This window comes from Bosea sp. F3-2, from assembly GCF_008253865.1.
GTDB lineage: Bacteria > Pseudomonadota > Alphaproteobacteria > Rhizobiales > Beijerinckiaceae > Allobosea.
Genome location: NZ_CP042331.1, coordinates 5,002,603 through 5,022,784, shown reverse-complemented (window position 1 = coordinate 5,022,784; position 20,182 = coordinate 5,002,603). Strand labels below are relative to the sequence as shown.

Below are 20,182 nucleotides of genomic sequence, written 5' to 3'. Positions count from 1 at the left end.
CGGAAAGCCTGGCTGGCGGCGCCATGGGAACAGCCGAAGGCCTTGCAACCGCCACTGCCTGGTGGTTCGCTCGGGATCTCGCTTGCGGTGTGAGCAACGATGGCGGCGAGCGGAAGAGATCGGGCCAGCGCGGGCTTCCTTGCTCTGGCCAAGCTCAACCCGCCATCGCGAACAGCAGAACCATAAACTGGGAGGAAGCAATGCGCGTCGGCGTGCCCAAGGAGATCAAGGTTCACGAATACCGGGTCGGGCTGACCCCGGAGGCCGTGCGTGAATACACCGCGGCCGGCCATGAGGTCTTTGTCGAGACGAGCGCCGGCGCCGGTATTTCAGCACCCGACGCTGCCTACGAGGCAGTGGGCGCGAAGATTGTGCCAAATGCCTCGGACGTCTTCTCCAAGGCGGAATTGATCGTGAAGGTCAAGGAGCCGCAGCCCTCCGAGTGGATCCAGCTCCGCGAAGGGCAGATTCTGTTCACCTACCTGCACTTGGCCCCGGACCCCGAACAGACAGCCGGGCTGTTGAAGTCCGGGGTCACGGCTGTCGCTTACGAAACCGTGACCGACAAATTCGGCGGCCTGCCATTGCTCGCGCCCATGAGCGAAGTGGCTGGCAGGCTTTCGGTCGAAGCGGCCGGTGCATGCCTGCAGCGGCACGCCGGCGGCCGAGGCGTGCTGATCGGCGGTGTGCCGGGGGTGCCTCCAGCGCGCATTGCGATCATAGGTGGCGGTGTCGTCGGCACTCACGCGGCACGCATGGCAGCAGGCCTGGGGGCAGACGTCGTGATTTTGGATCGCTCCCTGCCGCGATTGAGGCAGCTCGACGAGCACTTCGGAGGGCGGGCGCGGACGCGCTTTTCGACGCTCCACGCGATCGAGGAAGAAGTGCTTGCCGCAGACGTCGTCATCGGAGCCGTGCTGATCCCCGGCGCGGCTGCCCCGCGTCTCGTGTCGCGCACGCAGCTTTCCAAGATGAAGCGCGGCGCGGTTCTCGTCGACGTCGCGATCGACCAGGGCGGCTGCTTCGAAACCTCTCATCCAACGACGCATGCTGACCCGACTTTTGAAGTCGACGGGGTGATCCACTATTGCGTCGCCAACATGCCCGGCGCTGTGCCGCTGACGTCGAGCTATGCCTTGAACAATGCCACCCTCCCCTTCGGCTTGGCGTTGGCTGCAGGCGGTCTGGACGCGATCCGCAATGATCCGCATCTGGCGGCGGGGCTCAACATCCATCGAGGCCAGATTACCAACGCCCAGGTGGCAGAGAGCCTACGGCAACCCCACCGGCCAGCGCAGGCTGCGCTCGCTGCCTGAGGTTTCCGGACGTATCCGGATGGCGTCGGCGCGGCAGCCGCTTCCCCGTTGCTCGTCATCCCGGGCACCGATCCGCGGCGGATCCTGCTGGACGCGGTTGTGCTCAGGCTGAACGTTTTACGGGTTCGGCTGGGTCGAACCGGCTTGGAACCGGGTCGAGGCCCAGCCGGTCACGAAGGGTGCCGTCGCTATACTCGGTCCTGAACAGGCCACGCTTGCGCAAGAGCGGCACCACCTCGCTTGTGAATATGCTGAACTGCGCCGGCAAGATCGGCGGCATGACGTTGAAGCCGTCAGCCGCGCCCGACACGAACCAGTCCTCGATGATGTCGGCGATCTGCTCAGGCGTTCCCGTTGCTGTAAAATGCCCCCTCGCGCCCGCCAGACTGTGCAACAGACCACGCAATGTCGGCCGCTCGCGCGCAACGAGCGCGGTGATCGACTGGGCGCGGCTGCGTGAGGCCTGGACCTGCGACGGGTCGGGAAAATCCTCGACCGAGAGAACATCGTCGAGCTTGAGATGCGAGAAATCATGGCCGCCGAAGCGGCTCGACAGCCGGGCTAGACCGACGCTTGGATGCGACAGCTCGTTCAGCTCCTCCCAGACACGTTTCGCCTCTGCTTCGGTCGAGCCGATCGCGGCGCTTAAGCCGGGCAGGATGACAATCTGGTCCGGGCTCCGGCCAAACGCACGCGCCTGCGTCTTGATGTCGGCATAGAATTCGATCGCGCTTTCCTTGTTGAGGTGCGCGGTGAAGATGGCCTCCGCATAACGTGCAGCGAAGGCGCGACCATCGGTCGAGGCGCCGGCCTGAACGAAGACGGGACGCCCCTGCGGCGAACGCGGGATGTTGAGTGCACCGGCAACGCTGAAATGGTTGCCGCGATGTTCAGCGCGCCGGACGCGATCGGAAAGGGCATAGATGCCGCGCTCGCGGTCGTCGACGATGGCGTTCCTGGCCCAGCTGTCCCAGAGCTTGGAAACGGTTTCGACGAAGTCGTGGGCGCGCGCATAGCGCTGGTCGATGCCGACCTGGGAATCCTGGCCGAAGTTGGCGGCGGCACCTGGCGCCCAGGAGGTGACGATGTTCCAGCCGATCCGGCCGCCGCTGATATGGTCCAGCGAGGCGAATTGGCGGGCGAGGTTATAGGGCTCGTTGTAGGTGGTCGACGCTGTCGCGATCAGTCCGATGCGCTCGGTCAGCGCGGCGAGCGCGCCCAGCAGCGTGAGCGGCTCCAGCTCTCCGCGCGCGGCATGGGCGAGCTCGTCGCCGAGGGCGAGTTGATCGGCGAAGAAGATCGAATCCAGCTTTGCCGCTTCTGCGACCAGCGCGAGATCGCGATAATAGGAGAGATCGCTCAACGCCTTTTTCGTCGAGGCAGGGTGACGCCAGGCCGTTTCGTGATGCCCGCGCCCGTTGATGAAGAGATTGAGGTGAAGTTCGCGTGCCATGGCAGATCAACCCTGTGGGAGAGATTCAGACGGCGTCGGAGACGCCAAGCGCCGTAAGCAGTTCGCCGCGCAAGGTCTCGAAGCGGGGATCCTTCAGGCGCGGATGCGCCAAAATGACCGGGCGATCGACGACGATGCGGCCCGCTTCCATCACCAGGACGCGATCGGCGAGCTTGATCGCCTCGTCGACATCATGCGTAACCAGCAGGACTGTCGGCTGGTGCTGGCGGATCAGGCGGAAGAGCAGCTCATGCATCTTGATGCGTGTCAGGGCATCGAGCGCACCAAAGGGCTCGTCAGCCAGGAGCAGGCGCGGCTGACGCACCAGCGAACGCGCCAGCGCCACGCGCTGCTGCTCGCCGCCGGAGAGAGCATTCGGCCAGGCATCCTCGCGTCCGCCCAACCCGACATCGGCAAGGGCTGCCCGACCGCGCTCGTCCGCGTCAGTCGTGCGCAGGCCGAAGACGACGTTCTGCAACGCAGTCTTCCACGGCAGCAGCCGAGAGTCCTGGAAGAGAACCGAACGATCGGCGGGCACGCTGATCCGACCTTCGCCTTCGACGCCGTCGTCGAGGCCTGCCATGGCGCGCAGCAGCGTGCTCTTGCCCGAGCCGCTCTTGCCGATGAGCGCGACGAACTGGCCCGGCGTGAAGTCGAGCGAGACGTCGCTCAACACGCTGCGGCCCGAGAAGCGGCGCGTGACGCCGCGCAGGCTGACCGCAGCGGGCACATGGCCCTGCGGCAGGCGGAGAGGATGGGCCGAGGCGTTCATGATGCGAGCGCCTTGCGGTAGGACAGCGCCCGGCGTTCCCAGAACCTGACCGCAAAATCGGAACCTAGTCCGAGGATGGCGTAGATGGCGAGGCCAACGACGATGACGTCGGTCTGGCCGTAGTCGCGGGCCCGGTTCATCAGATAGCCGATGCCCTCGGTGGTGTTGATCTGCTCCAGGACGACGAGCGCCGTCCAGCAGGTGGTGACCGCGAGCCTCAAGCCGGTGAAGAAGCCGGGCAGCGCTCCAGGCAGCGCGACTTCGCGCAGGAACGCTCCGCGAGACAGCCCAACGCTGCGGGCGAGCTCGACGTGGCGGATATCGATGCCTCTCAGCGCCGCATGGGTATTGATGTAAACCGGCACCAGCACGCTGGAGGCGATCAGCGCGATCTTCATCGCCTCTCCGATGCCGAGCCAGAGAATGGCGAGCGGGATCAGTGCCAGCGTCGGCACGGCGCGCTTGATCTGGACCAGCCCGTCGAGGGAGGCCTCGCCGATGCGGCTGAGGCCGGCCGCAAGCGCCATCGCAAGCCCGATGGCAACGCCGATGCCAAGACCGAGATAGGCCCGCTTCGCCGAGGCGAGGAAGTGGTCGGCCAGCGTGCCGTTGCTCAGGAGCTCGATGCCCGTCAGGATGGCGGTCGATGGCGCTGCCAGGAATTTCGGGGAAAGCCAGCCGATGCTCGAGGCAAGCTCCCAGATAATGACCAATGCGATCGGGCCGAACAGGATTCCGCCGGGCGGGAGCCGCGACGGCGCCAGCTGCGGCGGCCGCGGCGCCTGCGTTCCGGGCGAGCCGGCAGAATGCCGTTCGGCTTCGGCACTGGCCTGGAATCCAGTGGCGTAGGTGATCAGACTCATGGCGTCCATCCATTCCAACCCGGGCGTCAGTTGGTCTTGGCGGTGATGACCTCGTCGAAGCGCAGGTCGAATTCCTCGCGCGCATCGAGCCGCTTCGGCAGGTCGCCCGCCTCATGGATGACGTCGATCAGCGATTGCTGCTTGGCGATCAGGCTGGCCAGTAGCGGAAACTGGAAGTCGCCTTCCGATTCGACGATCTTGCGGCCGTCAGCCGGCTTCAGGTTCTGACGCTTGACGTAGTAGGCGTCGACCCAGGCATCGACGTTCTTGTGCGACCAGCGGCTGGCGTCGATCCAGCCCGCGACGAATTCGCGGATTGCTGCCGCCTTCCCTGGGTCGTCGAGAGCCTTCTTGCTTGCGTAGAGATAGGTCAGGCTCTTGGGCAGGCGATCGTTCTGCTCCTTCGGCAGCGCGCTTGCGCCGCGATCGGCGAAGTCGGCGAGATAGCGAGAGAAATGCGGTTCGTTGAGCGCCGCGACGTCGACCTGGCCAGTCCGTATCGCATCGGGAAAGTCGGCCGCCCTCAATGGGACAAGCTTGACGTCCTTGCGCGTCAGCCCGGCAAGCTTCAGCGCGTTCAGCACGAAAGGCTGGCGACCTGTGCCCTCGCCGTAAGCGATGCTTTTGCCCTTCAGTTCCTCAAGACTGTTGATCCTGAGCCCCGGACGGACAGCAAGGATATAATCGGTCTCGGAAGAGACGCGCGCTGCGACGATCGGAATCCGTTCGCCGGCCGCATGGGCCTGGATCGGCGGCGTATTGCCGACGGTGGCCAGATCAAGAGCGCCGGCCCGGAACGCCTCGAGGATCGCTGGGCCACCGAGGAAGTTGGCATAGGTTACCGCGCTAGACAGCTTCGCCTGCACGCCGGAGGCCCGGATCAGCGTCTGCAAGGCCTCGTTCTGATCCGCCACAACCAGCTTTGTTCCAGCGGGAATCTGCTTCGGCAGCGCTTCCTGAGCGATCACCCCAACACTGGTCGAGCCAAGAAGCGGCGCAAGCAAAACTGCCTTCAGCACTGCGCGACGATGTGTTTCGAAGCGTTTCGAGAGATCGATCTTGTCGATCATATCCGTCCCTTTCGCAGTATTGCCTTGCAACGCTCAAAGGCGCAGCGCTGGGCAAATTGTGCGAAGGAATCGTTCCTTAAGTCAAACAAACGTTCTTTTTAAGATACAGCTGAATTGCGAAGAACGTTCCAAATCAAGGCCGGCATCTGAGAACGAAAGCTTCAATCATCGGTTGGTCCGTTTTTTATCCCCGCGATCAGCGACGGCAATACCGATCGATCAATGGCGCCGGTCGGCCAGCTCCGGCCGACCGGCGTGAAAGTCCATCAAGCCGGCTTGAGCCGCCGGTTGAAGGCATGGTGGCCATCGAACAAGGCCGTGTTCACCTCACCTGTTGGTCACCCAGGCGCCAGCGGTGCCGTAGCGGGTGCCGGCGAACCTTTCCGGCGCCAGCATGTCGCCGAGCGCCCTTAGCTCGTCCGATGACAGCACGATATCGGCTGCGGCGACGTTCTGCTCCAGATGAGCGATCTTGCGTGCGCCCGGGATGGGCACGATGAACTCTCCCTGGTTGATGACCCAGGCGAGCGCAAGCTGCGCGGCCGTTACGCCCTTGGCTACGGCCATCTCCTCCATCAGCTTCACGAGCGCGGTATTTGTGGCCATGTTCTCGGCGCTGAAACGGGGAAGCGTCCGCCGGAAATCTCCGTCGCCAAAGTCCTCCGGCTTCTGGATCTTGCCCGTCAGAAAGCCGCGGCCAAGCGGGCTGAACGGCACGAAGCCAATGCCGAGTTCACGGCAAGTATCGAGGATTTCGCCTTCTGGATCGCGCGTCCACAGCGAATATTCGCTCTGGAGAGCCGAAATCGGATGAACCGCGTGCGCCCGCCGGATCATGTCGGCTCCCGTTTCGGAAAGGCCGAGCGCACGCACCTTTCCCTGCTGAACGAGATCCGCCATCGCCCCCACGGTGTCCTCGATCGGGACCTGCGGGTCGACGCGGTGCTGGTAGAAGAGATCGATCACCTCGACCCCGAGCCGCTTCAAAGACGCCTCGGCCACCGCGCGGACATGCTCCGGCCGGCCATCGACGCCGGACATGGCTTCAACGCCCTGCTTGCCTGCATCGATCCGGAAGCCGAACTTGGTCGCGATCACCACCCTGTCCCGGTAGGGCTTCAAGGCCTTGCCGATCAGGATTTCATTTTCGAACGGGCCGTAGACCTCGGCCGTGTCGAAGAAGGTGACGCCGAGTTCGACGGCGCGATGAAGCGTGCGGATCGATTCTCGTTCGTCCTGGCCGCCATAGGCATGGCTCATCCCCATGCAGCCGAGACCAACGGCCGAAACGGTAAGGTCAGGGCCGATTTTACGTGTCTTCATCAGTTCATTCCTTTTGTCTGGCAGCGCAGAGATCCACCGGCACACAGGCAACCAAGTCTGGCTCCGTCCGGCCATGGTTCGCGCGCGCTTCGGGACTGGCTTTCATTTTCCGATAGGGGCACGGCGACGCTCGCAATCGAGACGGCCGCGATGGCTGCCGCCGATGCCGGGGCTCAGCCACCTCCCTGGATGGCGCCAGCCACCCGAGGAACCAGATACGGCTCGGTCCAATCTCCGGAGAGCGCAACGGAGGTCGTCGTGTCCAGCCGATGGAGACGTCCGCTCGCAATGCGCCGCAACCCGTCTTCAACTTCGCGCACGGTTCCCTCGGAAGTCGAGAAGTTCAAAAAGAGGACGTGATCGGCGCTTGTGCGCCGCAGTTGCTCCATAGACAGGGACGTCGCACCGGAAGCGCCGATATCGATGCCATTCGGCAGAACGGACGTGAAGCCCAGCTTCTCGAGCGCACGCAGGACGGGGCCGCCGACATTGTTACTGGAATTGAAAACATAGAGCGTCGTGCCATAGAGCTCGACCAGCAGGATGCGCCTGCCGAACCCCAGCGCATTTGCGACGCGAGCCTTTGCGGCCGTGATCGCTTCGGGTGAAGCCGCCTCGGCCTTCACTTGCGCAAGCGCAGGCGGGACGACTCCGAGACCGACGGCAGAGCCCACGAGGCTCAAGGCGGACAGGTGAAGCGACACCGCAACCGAGGCAACCTTCCTTCGCCCGAAAATGGTGGCGAAGCGTGGCATCTGTTCTCCTTTTTGGACGTGATCGCTTAGGCCAAACATTGCGTTGCTCCTTGTCTGTCGGGAGCCACGATGGTTTTCTCATTTGACGATGAAAACCGCCAAATCTCGTAAGTCGTTTTCTGAAAACGGAAAGCGTGACGCCAACCATCTGCGGTGGGACGATGCGAGGGTCTTCCTCGCCATCGCACGCACGGGAACACTGAGCGGCGCGGCTGCCCATCTCGGATCCGGGCTTGCCACCGTCTCGCGCCAGATCGAACGGCTGGAACACGCGCTCGGCCTGCCCCTGTTCAGCCGCCATCAGAACGGCTACCGGCTGACGGACGATGGTGCCGCACTCCTCGAACGCGCGGAAGCGCTGGAACAGGCTGCCGACGCCTTTGCAGAAGGCTCATCTGCACAGGCCAGCGTTGCTGGACGGGTGCGCCTGGCTACGGCGGAAACGCTGGCCAATCACGTCATCATCCCGGCTTTACCGAGATTGACGAGTCGATATCCCGACCTGTCACTGGAGGTCGTCACCGATGTCCAGACGGTCAATCTGCATCGCCGTGACGCCGATCTTGCTCTTAGGATGGTTAAGCCCGAGCGCGGCAACGTCACGATTCGGCGGCTGGGAACGCTCGGCTATGGCCTCTATGGCTCGCCGTCCTACATCGAGAGTCGCTCCCCTCGGCTTGACGACAAGCGATTTGATGCCGACAGCTTCATCACATGGTGCGAGGCCTATGGTCATCTGCCCGCAGCTCAATGGATCGAGCGCCTCCTGCGCGGTCGCGCACCAGTACTGGCAACGACGACGCTCTCGGCACAGCTCTCCGCCGCCATAGCCGGAGTCGGTCTGGCGGTTCTCCCGCACTTCCTCGGAAGGCAGAACGAACTTGTGTGCCTGCAAGCCGACCTTGGGATCGACCAGGACATCTGGCTGGCGATCCATTCCGATCTCGCACAATCGCGAAGGGTTCGAGTGGTTAGCGAGTTTCTGACCGGGCTGGTGCGGGGCGTCAGAAACGAACTTGAAGAACCTATAGCCCGAGATGGGGCTGCACCTGGGTAAGGTACCGTCCCGGCATTGAACCGTATCGGCAAGTTCTGCGCGACGTGGTGACCTTTCCGTAGATGTCCTCGAACCATGAGTGGCGGACGCGCGGGGCTCGCGCTGACGGTGAATCGGTCTGCCATGATCACCAGAGGGTTTCACCGAATGAAAACGGCTTGCGTCGCAATGGCCGGCCTGTTAAACGTTTTACAGTAAAACGTTTAACAGGCCCCTTATGGACGGTGGACGCGTAACGATCCGGGATGTCGCGGCCCGCGCGGGCGTATCGATCGCGACGGTCTCGAACGTCTTCAGCGGCAACAAGCCGGTGAATGCCGATCTACGCGAGCGCGTGCTGAAGGCCGCCGACGAGCTGGCCTATCAAGTCGACCGGGCGGCGTCACAACTGCGCTCGGGCCAGGCCCGCGTCGTCGGCGTCCTCGTGCCCGATCTCGACGACGTCTTCTTCACCTCGCTGGTCTCGCAGCTCGAGGTCCTCGCGCAAAAGGACGGCTACGACATCCTTGTCGCCAGCTCCCGCGACGATCTCGGGTTAGAGCAGTCGCGGCTGCGCACCTTGCTGGCCTGGCGGCCGTCAGGACTGATCGCGGTGCCCTGCTCCGATGCGATTCCGGAAGCGTTCCGCAGCGAGGTCGGGCGGCTGCCGATCGTCTTCGCCGACCGCGTGCCGCCGGAAGGCTCGGTCGTCGACACGGTGGCGATCGACAACCGAGAGGCAGGCGAGATCGCGGCCCGGCATCTGCTCGCCAAGGGGCATCGCGACATCCTCGTCGCTGCCTCCAGCCTGAGCATCTCGCCGATCCGCGAGCGTGTCCGCGGCGCCTGCGAGCTGATCAGGAGCGTGCTCGACCGGGAGCCGACGGTCGTCGAGCTCGGCTCGAATGCCGACCGCGGCGCCGCAACCTTCCTGCATTGGCTCGAACGACACCCGCAGCCGAGCGCGGTGATCGCGCTCACCAACGTCACTACGCTGAGCACGCTGTCCGCGCTGGCGCGGCTGCGGATCGATATCCCTGACCCCGTCTCGGTCGTCGGCTTCGACGACTACCCCTGGATGAGCGCCCGCAAGACCGGCCTCACCGCGATCCGCCAGCCGATCACCGAGATCGCCGAGGTCGCCTGGCGCCGCCTGCGTGCGCGCATGTCCGGAGACCAGGCACCGCCGGAACATTCCGTGTTGCAGACGAGCTTGCAGGTCCGCGATTCCGTGCGCGATCTCGCCGCCCTCGCGGCGGATGGCAGCGACGCCGGCAACCCCGACCCACTTCCCAACCCGGAGAGACCGACCGCCTCGCCCAAGGCGGTGCACTGACGAAAACCGACTGCGGACGCCCCGCGTCCGAGCCACCGGACCATCAGAGCCCGGAGCGAATGAAGTTCTGGAGGAAAGCGTGCAACTACAAAGAACGGCACGGATACTGCCGCTGCTGGCGCCGGTGCATCTGCTCATCCTGAGCGTGATCGTGCTGCCGTCGCTCTATGTCGTCTGGCTGAGCCTGAACACCTCGAGCTTCGGCCAGGCGCCAAGCTTCGTCGGCCTGCAGAACTACTGGCGCGTCCTCACCGATCCGGCCTTCCACAGCGCGCTCTTGAACACGGTCATCCTCGTCGTCGTGGCCGTGCATCTGGAGCTCGCCGTCGGCCTCGGCATGGCCCTGCTCTTCGCCAGCGGCCTGCCGTTCCGCCGCTTCCTGCTCGTCGCCGTGCTTGCGCCTTATGCCGTCAGCGAGGTCACTGCAGTGGTGATGTGGCGCTTCCTGTTCGACCCCGACGCCGGGCCGATCACGCTCGCGCTCCGGGCGCTCAGCCTGCCGACGCTCGACTGGTCGTTCGAGCCGTCGCACGCGATGATCCTGATCGGCCTGCTGACGATCTGGCTGCATCTGCCCTTCACCTTCGTGATCGTCTACGCGGCGCGCCTCGCCATCCCCGCCGAGCTTTACGAGGCGGCCCGGATCGACGGCGCGACACGCTGGCAGGCCTTCCGGCGCGTGACGCTGCCGCTGCTTGGCCCGGCGATGCTGATCGCGCTGCTCTTCCGCTACATCTTCGCCTTCCGCCTGTTCTCGGAAGCCTGGCTGCTGACCAAGGGCGGCCCGGCACGGTCGACCGAGGTGGTGGCGATCTACCTCTATCAGGAAGCCTTCAGCTTCAATGCCTTCGGCTCGGCGGCCGCGACCGCCTGGAGTATGGTGGTGATCTCGCTGCTGCTGGCGGGTGCCTATATCTTCCTGCTCAGGCGCGGAGGGGTGGCCCATGCGCACTGAGCGTCTCCTCATCAGGACGGGCAAGGCGGTCGCGGTCGCGGCGATCCTGTTCTGGTCGCTTTTCCCGATCCTGTTCATCGCGCTGTCGTCGCTGAAGCCGGGGCAGGACATCTTCGCCGTGCCCCCGAAATGGCTGTTCACGCCGACCTTCAAGCACTACGCCGAGCTCTGGCGCTCCTGGGGCGTCTTCTTCGACGGGCTGCTGAACAGTCTGCTGATCACCGTCGGCGCCACGCTGCTCGCCATCGTCGCCAGCGCCTGCGCCGGCTATGTCTATTCGCGCAATTCCGGACGCTGGCTCGGGGCGAGCCTGCTCGGGCTCATCGTCGTGCGCCTGATCCCGCCGATCGTGGTGACGCTGCCGCTGTTCCCGATCGTGAATGCGCTCGGCCTCAGCGACACGCATCTGGTGCTGATCCTGCTCTACGCCACCTTCTTCGTCTCGCTCGGCACGGTGCTGATGCGCACCTTCATGGACCAGATCCCGCGCGAGCTCGACGAAGCCGCGTCGATGGACGGGGCGAGCCGCATCACCATCCTGCGCAAGGTCATCGCGCCGCTGGCAATGCCAGGCGTGCTCGCGGTCGCGGTCTTCGTGATCGTCTTCTCCTGGAACGAGTTCCTCTTCGCCTTCATCTTCACCGCGACGAAAGCCAAGACCGCGCCCCTCGTCATCTCCGAGATGATCGGCTCCATCGACGGCGTCGACTGGGGGATCCTCTTCGCCGCCGCGACGGTGCAACTCGTGCCCGTCCTCATCTTCGTCGTCTTCATGAACCGCTACCTCGTGGCCGGCCTCACCGCCGGATCGACGAAGGGGTAGCCAACTACAAAGAGGGAGGAAGCCATGTCGAAACATCAGGGAACGAGGCTCACCCGGCGCGCATTCGTCGCCGGTTCCGCGGGCGCAGCTGCCGCCCTTGCCGTCAAGCCTGCGCTCGCTGCAGGCAAGACGCTGAACGTGCTCAGCCATAAGGTCCACCAGACCGTGCTCGGCAGCGGCGACAGCGACCTGCTCAAGAACTGGCGCAAGGCCAACGATGCCGAGATCGCCTTCACGACCTTCGACTCGAACCCGCTGCAGGACCGGCTCTTTCGCGAGGCGAGCCTGAAGGAGACCGAGTACGGCGTCGGCTATCTCATCGACAACCGGCCGACCTCGCAGATCGCCGCGCTGTTCGAGCCGCTTGATGCCTATCAGAAACAGGATGCGATCGAGGATTTCGGCGACATCGCGCCCGGCCTCGTGCAGGGCATGACGGTCGACGGCAAGCTGATCGGCATCCCGGTCCGCCATGCGACTCAAGGGTTGTTCTACAATGAGGCACTGCTGGAGGAGGCCGGCATTACCGCCCCGCCGACGACGCTGGAAGAGCTGATCGAGCAGGCGAAGAAGACGACCTTCACTTCCAAGGCCGGAACGCCCGTCACCGGCATGGTGCTGGCCAGCGACCTTGCCGTCTTCCCGGTGATGTTCGCCCGCGCCTATGGCGGCGACTTCATCAACCCCGACCTCAAGCTGGTGCCGAACCGCGAGGCCATGGAGAGCGGGCTCACGGCGCTGCGCGGCATGTTCGAGGCCGGCAGCCTGCCGCGCAGCTATGCGACGACCAAGAACGATGACCAGGTCACCTGGCTGCAGCAGGGCCGCGCCGCCTTCACCGTGCTGCCCTTCGCCCGCGGCGCGCAGCTCAACAATGCCGAGCAGAGCAAGTTCCCGGGCAGGATCAAGGCAGTCGAGTTCCCCGGCTCGGCGGCGATCAAGGGCAAGATGCCGATGGCCTCCGTCGTCGAGGCCTGGGCGATGTCGATCCCGAAGAACGTCAAGGACAAGGCGCTCGCCTGGAGCTTTATCAAGGAGGTGTCGAGCAAGCGCGTGACGCTGGGCATGGCGATCAACGGCAACGGCCCGGTTCGCGTCTCGACCTATGCCGACGAGGGGCTCAAGGCGAAGAACCCGCTCGCCGCGGTCGAGGCCAAGGTGCTGGCGACGGCGCGCGGCGCCTTCCCGCCCTTCCCGGAGGCGGCCCGCGCGCAAGCGACTTTCCTCGAGGAGGTCCAGCTCGCCGTGCTCGGGCGCAAGCCGGTCAAAGATGCCGTCACCGCCGTCATCGAGCGCGTCAAGCCGATGATGCCGGCCTGATCGTCACACAATCCGGCTGCGGGGTGCACATCGCTCCGCAGCCACCCGATATCATTGGACTCTGAAGGACTGATCGTCATGTCGACCGCATCGCCCCGCTTCATCGAGGAGCCGGCCCGCTCCATCCCCGTCTCGGCCGAGTACGACGTGCTCGTCGTCGGCGGCGGGCCCTCGGGAATCACGGCGGCTCTGGCCGCCTCTGAGGACGGCCTGCGCGTCGGGCTGATCGAGAGCCGCAGCTTCGTCGGCGGCAACATGACGATCGGCCTGCCGGTGCTCGGTTTCCTCGGCCAGAAGGGCAACCAGATCATCGACGGCCTGCCGCAGAAGTTCATCGAGCGGCTGCGCAAGGAGCGTGACGGCGCGAGCGAGCACCGCCCCTGCCCGCTGCATATGGGCATCACGCTGGTCGAGCCCGAGGCGGTGAAGACGGTGGCGCTCGAAATGCTGACGGAAGCCGGCGTCGACGTGCTGTTCTACACCTTCTTCGCCGGAGCGCTGGTCGAGAATGACACGATCCGCGGCGTTATCACCGAGAGCAAGAGCGGCCGCGCCGCCCTTCTCGCCAAGGTCGTGATCGATTGCAGCGGCGATGCCGACGTCGCCTACAGCGCCGGCGTGCCGACCGAGAAGGGCAATGCCGAAGGCGGCATGCAGCCGCCGACGCTGATGTTCTGCCTCGCCGGCGTCGATACCGATGCGCTCAGGCTCTCCATCGCCAATGCGCCGCCGGCCGCGCGCACCTACCTCACCGACTTCATCCCGGCCGAGTATTTCGGCCAGAACCACCAGTTTATCGTCGTCGGCCTGCGCGAGCTCATGGCCAAGGCCAAGGCCGAGCGCGGCCTGCAGATCCCGAACGAGCGCACCATCATCATCACCGGACTGAAGAAAGGCGAGGTCTGGATCAACATGACTCGCGTCAAGGGCACGGATGGCACCGATGCCCGCAGCCTGACCAAGGGCGAGATCGAGGGCCGCGCCCAGATCGACGACATCGTGACCTATCTCGTCAACTACGTGCCGGGCTTCGAGAAGGCCTATTTCACCAAGACGGCGCCCTTCCTCGGCATCCGCGAGACGCGCCGCATCGTCGGCCAATATGTGATGACACAGGAGGACGTGCTCGCCTGCAAGCATTTCGACGACGCGATTGCGGTCGCAAGCTATCCGATCGATATCCACCGCCCGGCCGATGACGGCTGCACGCTGATCTGGTGCGGCGACTGCTACGACATCCCGTATCGCTCGCTGGTGCCGCAGAGGATCGGCAACCTGCTGGTCGCCGGCCGCAGCATCTCGGCGACGCATGAGGCGATGGGCGCGATCCGCGTCATGGCGACCTGCATGGCGATGGGCGAGGCGGCCGGCCGCGCTGCCAAGATCTCCGTGCGCGGCAACCGCCCCCCGGCCGAGATCGACATCGAGGAACTGCGCCGCCAGCAGCTCGAGCATGGGGTCTATCTGCGCAACCCCGACGGCACCCGCGCCGGGCCGCCGAGCCGCGCCGCGGCCTGAGATGAGCACGCATTTCATCGGCATCGATGTCGGCACCGGCAGTGCCCGGGCCGGCATCTTCGACCCGAACGGGCGCATGGTCGCGACGGCCAAGCACGACATCGCGCTCTACCGGGACGGCGCCGACATCGCAGAGCAGTCGAGCGCGGATATCTGGCAGGCCGTCTGCGCTAGCGTACATGAGTCGATGGCGCAGGCCGGACTCGCGCCAGGCGACATTGCCGGCATCGGCTTCGATGCGACCTGCTCGCTCGTCGTGCTCGGGCCGGGCGGAGCGCCGCTCCCTGTCGGTCCGCATCGCGATGCCAGCCGCGACATCATCGTCTGGATGGATCACCGCGCCATCGACCAGGCCGAGCGCATCAACGCGACGCGCCATCCGGTGCTGGCCTATGTCGGCGGCACGATCTCACCGGAGATGGAGACGCCGAAGCTGCTCTGGCTCAGGGAGAACCTGCCGGCCACCTACGAGGCGGCCTGGCAGTTCTTCGATCTCGCCGATTTCCTGACCTGGCGCGCGACCGGCTCGCTGGCGCGCTCGACCTGCACCGTGACCTGCAAATGGACCTATCTCGCCCATGAGGGGCGCTGGGATGCGGATTATTTCCACCGGATCGGGCTCGGCGATCTGGCCGATGACGATTTCACCCGCATCGGGACCGAGATGGTGCCGGGCGGCACCGCGCTCGCTCGCGGATTGACCGAACAGGCCGCTGCCGAGCTCGGCCTGAAGCCCGGCACAGCCGTTGCCGCAGGGTTGATCGATGCCCATGCGGGCGGCATCGGCTCGGTTGGCGCGCGCTCGCCGCACGGCAGCGCCCTGACCCGCATGGCCTATGTCTTCGGCACCTCGGCCTGCACCATGGCGAGCAGCCATGAGCCGATTTTCATCCCCGGCATCTGGGGGCCGTATTTCGCCGCGATGGCTCCCGGCCTCTGGCTCAACGAGGGCGGGCAATCGGGAGCTGGTGCCGCGATCGAGCAACTGATCGGCTTCCATCCGGCGAAGCCCGACGCGCAGCGCTGGGCCGAGACGCAAGGCGTCTCGCTCCCTGATTGGCTCGCCGCCCGAGTCGCGCCGCAAGTCACCAACCCCTCGGATTCGGTGCATCTCGCCGAGGGGCTCGTCGTCGTGCCGGATTTCCTCGGCAACCGCTCGCCCCATGCCGATCCGCAGGCGCGGGGGCTGATCGCCGGGCTCGGCATGGAGCACGACCTCGATCATCTCGCCGCCCTCTATGTCGCGGGGCTCACGGGCATCGGCTATGGCCTGCGTCAGATCATCGAGGCCAGCCGGGTGAAGGGCGCCATCGTCGAGGCGATCGTGCTCAGCGGCGGGGCCGGTCGCCAGCCCCTGATCCGCCAGCTTCTCGCGGATTGCGCCGGGCTGCCAGTACTGGCGCCGGACGAGGTCGACCCCGTCCTTCTCGGCTCGGCCATGCTCGCTGCGACGGCGGCCGGCGCGTTCCCCGACCTTGCACAGGCCATGGCCGGCATGGCGCCGGGAGCCACCGTCTTCACCCCGGCTGGCGGCGAGATCGCGCGCCTTCACGATCGACGCTTCACCGCATTCGAAACGCTGCAGGCGGCCGCGCGCCAGGCGCGCGAGCTCATGCGGCCCGCCCGGACCCAAGCCGTATCGGAGACCCCGTCGTGACCCAGGAACTGACCGGACAAGTCGCTGCGATCACCGGCGCAGCGTCGGGGATCGGCCTTGCCTGCGCGAAACGGCTGCTCGCCGCCGGCGCGCGCGTCGTCCTCGTCGACCGCGACAGCAAGGCGCTCGCGCAGGTCTGCGAGGCTCTCGGTCCCGAAGCGATCCCGCTCGTCATCGACCTCAGCGATCCCGCCTCGGTCGCCGATATGATGCCGCAGATCCTCGATAAGGCAGGCCAGCTCGACATCTTCCATGCCAATGCCGGCTCCTATGTCGGCGGGCCGGTCAGCGAGGGTGATCCCGACGCCTGGGATCGTATGCTGAACCTCAATATCAACGCGGTCTTCCGCAGCATCCATGCCGTGCTGCCGCACATGATCGCGCGCAAAACCGGCGACATCCTCGTCACCAGTTCGGTCGCCGGCGTGGTTCCGGTGGTGTGGGAGCCGATCTATACGGCCTCGAAGCACGCGGTGCAGGCCTTCGTCCATACGCTGCGCCGCCAGGTCATCCCGCACGGCCTGCGCGTCGGGGCGGTCCTGCCCGGCCCCGTCGTGACGGCTCTGATCGCCGACTGGCCACCCGAGAAGCTCGAGGCGGAGCGTGCCCGCGGCGGCCTGATCGAAGCGGAAGAAGTGGCGGAAGCGGTGCATTTCATGCTGACGCGGCCCCGGAATGTAACGATCCGCGATCTCGTCATTCTCCCGCAGAGCACCGATCTCTAGACGATGGTGAAATCGCCAGAGCTGTAACGGGCAATCGACCTTCTGCTGGAACAAGCAGCCTGTTGGATAGCGCCAGAAGCATGCGTAATCGGGCGATCCTGCGAGGCGCCAAGCGCGATGAACTTCGGCAACTCAGCCGCAAGGCTGACTGCGGAAATCGGTGCAGCCGCAGTCCTGACAACAAACAGTCCCGGCCGGGAAGCAAGTAAGTCGTCTTTCTTGATTAGAATTTCTATAATGTTAGCGCCGTCAACTAGCTCTTTCCTCCTGAGGCCGTTAAGAGCTCGCTCCACGGACAACGTTCCCTGGAATAACTTCATGGGCAACTTCAAATCGCTTCTGATCGCATTCGGGCTTTGCGTCGCTGGCGGGCTGGCGAACCCGCTTGCTGCGGCTCCGACGAGCTACCCCCTGACCTTCGACAATTGCGGCGTGAAGGTCACGTTCCAGCGGGCTCCGCAGCGGGCCATCGGGCTTGGCCAGAACAGCGCCGAGATCATGCTGCTGCTCGGGCTTCAGGACAGGATGGCGGGCACAGCCTTCTGGCCGAGCAAGGCCATGCCTCAGCTTGCGGAAGCCAATGCGCGGGTGAAGCTTCTGACGGTCGAGTTCCCGACATTCGAGACGATCCTCGCCGAAAGGCCCGATTTCGTCGCCGCCGCCCTTCCCACCCTGCTCGGCCCGAGCAGCAAGGTCGCGAAGCGGGAGGATTTCGAGCGCGTCGGCGTTCCGAGCTATCTCTCGCCCGGCACCTGCCTGGAAACCAGAGGCAGCAAGGACGCCTATGGCAGCCGCGCCCAGCTCTGGAGCATGGATGTGCTTTATCAGGAGATCGACGAGCTCTCCCGGATCTTCGACGTCGCGGATCGCGGGCAGGTCCTGATCGCCGACTTCAAGGCGCGCGAGGCGGCACTGCGCGCCAGCGTGACGCCCGGCGACAAGAAGCTCTCCTATGTCTTCTGGTTCTCCAGCCCGTCCCCCTCCGCCGATGCCTATCTCGGCGGCAAGAACGGCGCTTCGGGTTTCATCGCCGACCTGCTCGGCGGTCGCAATGCCATCGGCGCCGAGGCCGAATGGCCGACGCTGGGCTGGGAAGGCATCATCGCGGCGAAGCCCGACGTCATCGTCGTCGCCAGCCTCGACCGCAACCGCTGGGAACTCGATAAGCCGGAGGCCAAGATCCGCTTCCTCACCACGGATCCGGCCGTCAGCCAGCTTGCCGCCGTCAGGAACAAGGCGATCGTGGTGATGGATGGCCAGGCAATGAATCCGACCGTCCGGACGATCTACGGAGCCGAGCAGGTGGCGCAGCAGTTGAAAGCGCTCGGCCTGCTGAAGTGAACCCGGAATACGGCCTCCTTCAGGGCAGGGCGGTCTTTGCCGGCCTGTTGCTGGCATCGCTGGCGGCGATCGGGCTCGCCATCGGGCTCAGCGTCGGCATCGGCGACCTGCCGATCCCGCTCGGCACGACGCTCGCGGCCGTCACCAACCGGCTCGGCTGGTCGTCGGTCGAGATCGATCGCGTCTTTGAGACGGTGATCTGGGACTACCGTCTGAGCCGCGCGCTCGTAGCGGCCTTCTGCGGAGCCGGTCTCGCGCTGTCCGGCGCGATCATGCAGTCGCTGCTGCGCAACCCGCTCGCGGAACCCTATGTGCTCGGCATTTCCGCCGGGGCGTCGACCGGGGCCGTCGCCATCATCATCCTGGGCCTGGGAGCCGGCGCGGTGTCGTTGTCGGCGGGCGCTTTCCTCGGCGCCTTCGCGGCCTTCTGCTTCGTGGCGCTGCTGTCGAACGGCACACGCGGCGGCGCCGATCGCACCATCCTGGCGGGCGTGGCGGCCTCGCAGCTCTTCAACGCCGCGACCTCCTACATCGTCACCACCTCCGGCAACGCCCAGCAGGCCCGCGACGTCATGTTCTGGCTGCTCGGCAGCTTCGGCGGCGTGCGCTGGCCGGAGTTCATGCTGGTTTCCATGGTCGTCAGCCTGGGGCTCGTGGCCTGCCTCTGCTATGCGAGGACGCTCGACACCTTCGCCTTCGGCGACGAGACGGCGGCCTCCCTCGGCGTCGATGTCGGCCGGGCCCGGATCGTCCTCTTTGCCCTCACCGCCATGATGACGGCGACCATCGTCAGCATGGTCGGGTCGATCGGCTTCGTCGGCCTGATCGTACCGCATGCAGCCCGTGCCCTGATCGGCCCACTCCATGTCCGGCTGCTGCCGGCCTGCGCGCTGGTCGGCGCGGTCTTCATGGTGCTGGCGGATGTCGCTTCGCGCGCCTTGATCCCGCATCAGGTGCTGCCGATCGGCGTCGTCACGGCGCTTGTCGGCGTGCCGTTCTTCTCGATCATCCTCTACCGGCTGCAGCGCGCATCATGAGCATCACGGCGGAGAATCTGGTCTGGCGGATCGGAGGCAAGACGATCGTCGATAATGTCTCCTTCGCGGCTGAGCCCGGGCGGATGCTCGGGCTGCTCGGCCCCAACGGCTCCGGCAAGACCTCGCTTCTGCGCCTGCTGACCGGGCTGAAGCGACCGCAATCGGGCCGCGTGCTGCTGGAGGGAAGCGAGCTGGCGACGCTGGGCGCCCGGACGGTGGCGCGCCGCGTCGCCTTCGTCGAGCAGCACGCCACAACCAGCGCCAATCTCAGCGTCGCCGACGTCGTCCGGCTCGGACGGTTTCCGCATCGCTCCTGGCTGTCCCGCTGGACGCATGCCGACGACCGTGCCGTGGACGAGGCGCTTGTGCGCGCCGGCATGCAGGACCGGCGCAACGACCGTTGGCAGAGCCTGTCGGGCGGCGAAAAGCAGCGCACGCACATCGCCAGGGCCCTCGCACAAACTCCGACCGAACTCATTCTCGACGAGCCGACCAACCATCTCGACATCCAGCACCAGATCGGCGTGCTGAAGCTCGTCGCCAGCCTGCCGATCACCAGCGTGGTCGCCCTGCACGACCTCAATCACGCCGCCATGTTCTGCGACCGGGTGATCGTCATGCAGCAAGGAAAGATCGTGACGTCCGGACCGCCGGAGTCGGTGATCACCGAAGCGCTCCTGCGGGATGTCTTTGCGGTCGAGGCGCGGGTCGAGACGTCTCCTCACCATCAAAGGCCGCATATCCACTATCTGCGCTGATCGCCGTGCCCCCGCTCTTGCGGCTTTCGCCGTGGTGCAGCAGCTTGTTCTCACGCCGCCCGCTTGCTTCGGCTTGGCGGTCCCCCGAGAATGCCGAGGCTCGACCATGCGCACCCCGGCATTC

19 protein-coding genes are annotated in these 20,182 nt (G+C 65.5%); 12 read left to right on the top strand and 7 right to left on the bottom strand.

The window, feature by feature from the left end; genetic code table 11:
• Positions 1-200: 200 nt before the first annotated feature.
• The gene (gene ald / locus FQV39_RS23200; protein ID WP_149132448.1) at positions 201-1,316 is read left to right on the top strand and encodes an alanine dehydrogenase; all 1,116 of its coding nucleotides are present in this window, start codon (positions 201-203) and stop codon (positions 1,314-1,316) included.
• A gap of 103 nt (positions 1,317-1,419) precedes the next feature.
• On the opposite strand, the gene FQV39_RS23195 is transcribed toward ald, so the two are convergent.
• The 6 genes from FQV39_RS23195 to FQV39_RS23170 form a co-directional block, all read right to left on the bottom strand.
• Positions 1,420-2,769 carry an LLM class flavin-dependent oxidoreductase gene (locus FQV39_RS23195; RefSeq protein WP_149132447.1) on the bottom strand — a complete coding sequence of 450 codons (1,350 nt, stop codon included), beginning with the start codon at positions 2,767-2,769 and terminating at the stop codon, positions 1,420-1,422.
• 25 nt (positions 2,770-2,794) lie between these two features.
• The gene (locus FQV39_RS23190; protein ID WP_149132446.1) at positions 2,795-3,541 is read right to left on the bottom strand and encodes an ABC transporter ATP-binding protein; all 747 of its coding nucleotides are present in this window, start codon (positions 3,539-3,541) and stop codon (positions 2,795-2,797) included.
• The gene (locus FQV39_RS23185; RefSeq protein WP_149132445.1) at positions 3,538-4,404 is read right to left on the bottom strand and encodes an ABC transporter permease; all 867 of its coding nucleotides are present in this window, start codon (positions 4,402-4,404) and stop codon (positions 3,538-3,540) included. Before FQV39_RS23185 ends, FQV39_RS23190 begins: the two co-directional genes overlap by 4 nt.
• Before the next feature lie 26 nt (positions 4,405-4,430).
• Entirely contained in the window at positions 4,431-5,474 is a 1,044-nt protein-coding gene (locus tag FQV39_RS23180; protein ID WP_149132444.1) for an ABC transporter substrate-binding protein, read from the bottom strand.
• A 327-nt stretch (positions 5,475-5,801) separates the two neighbouring features.
• Positions 5,802-6,797 (bottom strand): aldo/keto reductase, encoded by a 996-nt coding sequence (locus tag FQV39_RS23175; protein ID WP_149133989.1) that lies wholly within the window; start codon positions 6,795-6,797, stop codon positions 5,802-5,804.
• A 173-nt stretch (positions 6,798-6,970) separates the two neighbouring features.
• The gene (locus tag FQV39_RS23170; RefSeq protein WP_149132443.1) at positions 6,971-7,552 is read right to left on the bottom strand and encodes a substrate-binding domain-containing protein; all 582 of its coding nucleotides are present in this window, start codon (positions 7,550-7,552) and stop codon (positions 6,971-6,973) included.
• Positions 7,553-7,640: 88 nt separating this feature from the next.
• Here FQV39_RS23170 and FQV39_RS23165 point away from each other — a divergent pair, with 88 nt between their 5' ends.
• The 8 genes from FQV39_RS23165 (at position 7,641) to FQV39_RS23130 (ending at position 16,922) form a co-directional block, all read left to right on the top strand.
• Positions 7,641-8,609: a LysR family transcriptional regulator gene (locus FQV39_RS23165; protein WP_149133988.1), complete on the top strand. Its 969-nt coding sequence runs from the start codon at positions 7,641-7,643 to the stop codon at positions 8,607-8,609.
• A gap of 217 nt (positions 8,610-8,826) precedes the next feature.
• Positions 8,827-9,924, top strand: coding sequence for a LacI family DNA-binding transcriptional regulator (locus tag FQV39_RS23160; protein ID WP_149132442.1), 1,098 nt, complete (start codon positions 8,827-8,829; stop codon positions 9,922-9,924).
• Positions 9,925-10,003: 79 nt separating this feature from the next.
• Positions 10,004-10,879, top strand: coding sequence for a carbohydrate ABC transporter permease (locus tag FQV39_RS23155; protein ID WP_149132441.1), 876 nt, complete (start codon positions 10,004-10,006; stop codon positions 10,877-10,879).
• Complete coding sequence (locus tag FQV39_RS23150) at positions 10,869-11,702, top strand: carbohydrate ABC transporter permease (protein WP_149132440.1); 834 nt, start codon at positions 10,869-10,871, stop codon at positions 11,700-11,702. Before FQV39_RS23155 ends, FQV39_RS23150 begins: the two co-directional genes overlap by 11 nt.
• Before the next feature lie 24 nt (positions 11,703-11,726).
• Entirely contained in the window at positions 11,727-13,022 is a 1,296-nt protein-coding gene (locus FQV39_RS23145; protein ID WP_149132439.1) for an ABC transporter substrate-binding protein, read from the top strand.
• Between the two features lie 78 nt (positions 13,023-13,100).
• Positions 13,101-14,540 (top strand): FAD-dependent oxidoreductase, encoded by a 1,440-nt coding sequence (locus FQV39_RS23140; protein WP_149132438.1) that lies wholly within the window; start codon positions 13,101-13,103, stop codon positions 14,538-14,540.
• Position 14,541: 1 nt separating this feature from the next.
• A complete protein-coding gene (locus FQV39_RS23135; protein ID WP_149132437.1) occupies positions 14,542-16,197 on the top strand; it encodes an FGGY-family carbohydrate kinase in 1,656 nt (551 codons plus the stop codon).
• Positions 16,194-16,922, top strand: coding sequence for an SDR family oxidoreductase (locus FQV39_RS23130; RefSeq protein WP_149132436.1), 729 nt, complete (start codon positions 16,194-16,196; stop codon positions 16,920-16,922). The genes FQV39_RS23135 and FQV39_RS23130 overlap by 4 nt, the downstream gene beginning before the upstream one ends.
• On the opposite strand, the gene FQV39_RS23125 is transcribed toward FQV39_RS23130, so the two are convergent.
• On the bottom strand, positions 16,919-17,242 hold the full coding sequence (locus FQV39_RS23125; RefSeq protein ID WP_149132435.1) for a hypothetical protein: 324 nt from the start codon (positions 17,240-17,242) through the stop codon (positions 16,919-16,921). The two genes, FQV39_RS23130 and FQV39_RS23125, sit on opposite strands and share 4 nt — an antisense overlap.
• On the opposite strand from FQV39_RS23125, the gene FQV39_RS23120 reads away from it, so the two are divergent.
• Genes FQV39_RS23120 through FQV39_RS23110 form a run of 3 tightly spaced genes read left to right on the top strand, consistent with a single transcriptional unit; the run spans position 17,241 to position 20,058 of the window.
• Positions 17,241-18,263, top strand: coding sequence for an ABC transporter substrate-binding protein (locus tag FQV39_RS23120; protein ID WP_149132434.1), 1,023 nt, complete (start codon positions 17,241-17,243; stop codon positions 18,261-18,263). The genes FQV39_RS23125 and FQV39_RS23120 overlap by 2 nt on opposite strands.
• Positions 18,260-19,300 (top strand): FecCD family ABC transporter permease, encoded by a 1,041-nt coding sequence (locus FQV39_RS23115; RefSeq protein WP_149132433.1) that lies wholly within the window; start codon positions 18,260-18,262, stop codon positions 19,298-19,300. The genes FQV39_RS23120 and FQV39_RS23115 overlap by 4 nt, the downstream gene beginning before the upstream one ends.
• Positions 19,297-20,058: an ABC transporter ATP-binding protein gene (locus FQV39_RS23110; protein WP_149132432.1), complete on the top strand. Its 762-nt coding sequence runs from the start codon at positions 19,297-19,299 to the stop codon at positions 20,056-20,058. Before FQV39_RS23115 ends, FQV39_RS23110 begins: the two co-directional genes overlap by 4 nt.
• Positions 20,059-20,182: the final 124 nt, after the last annotated feature.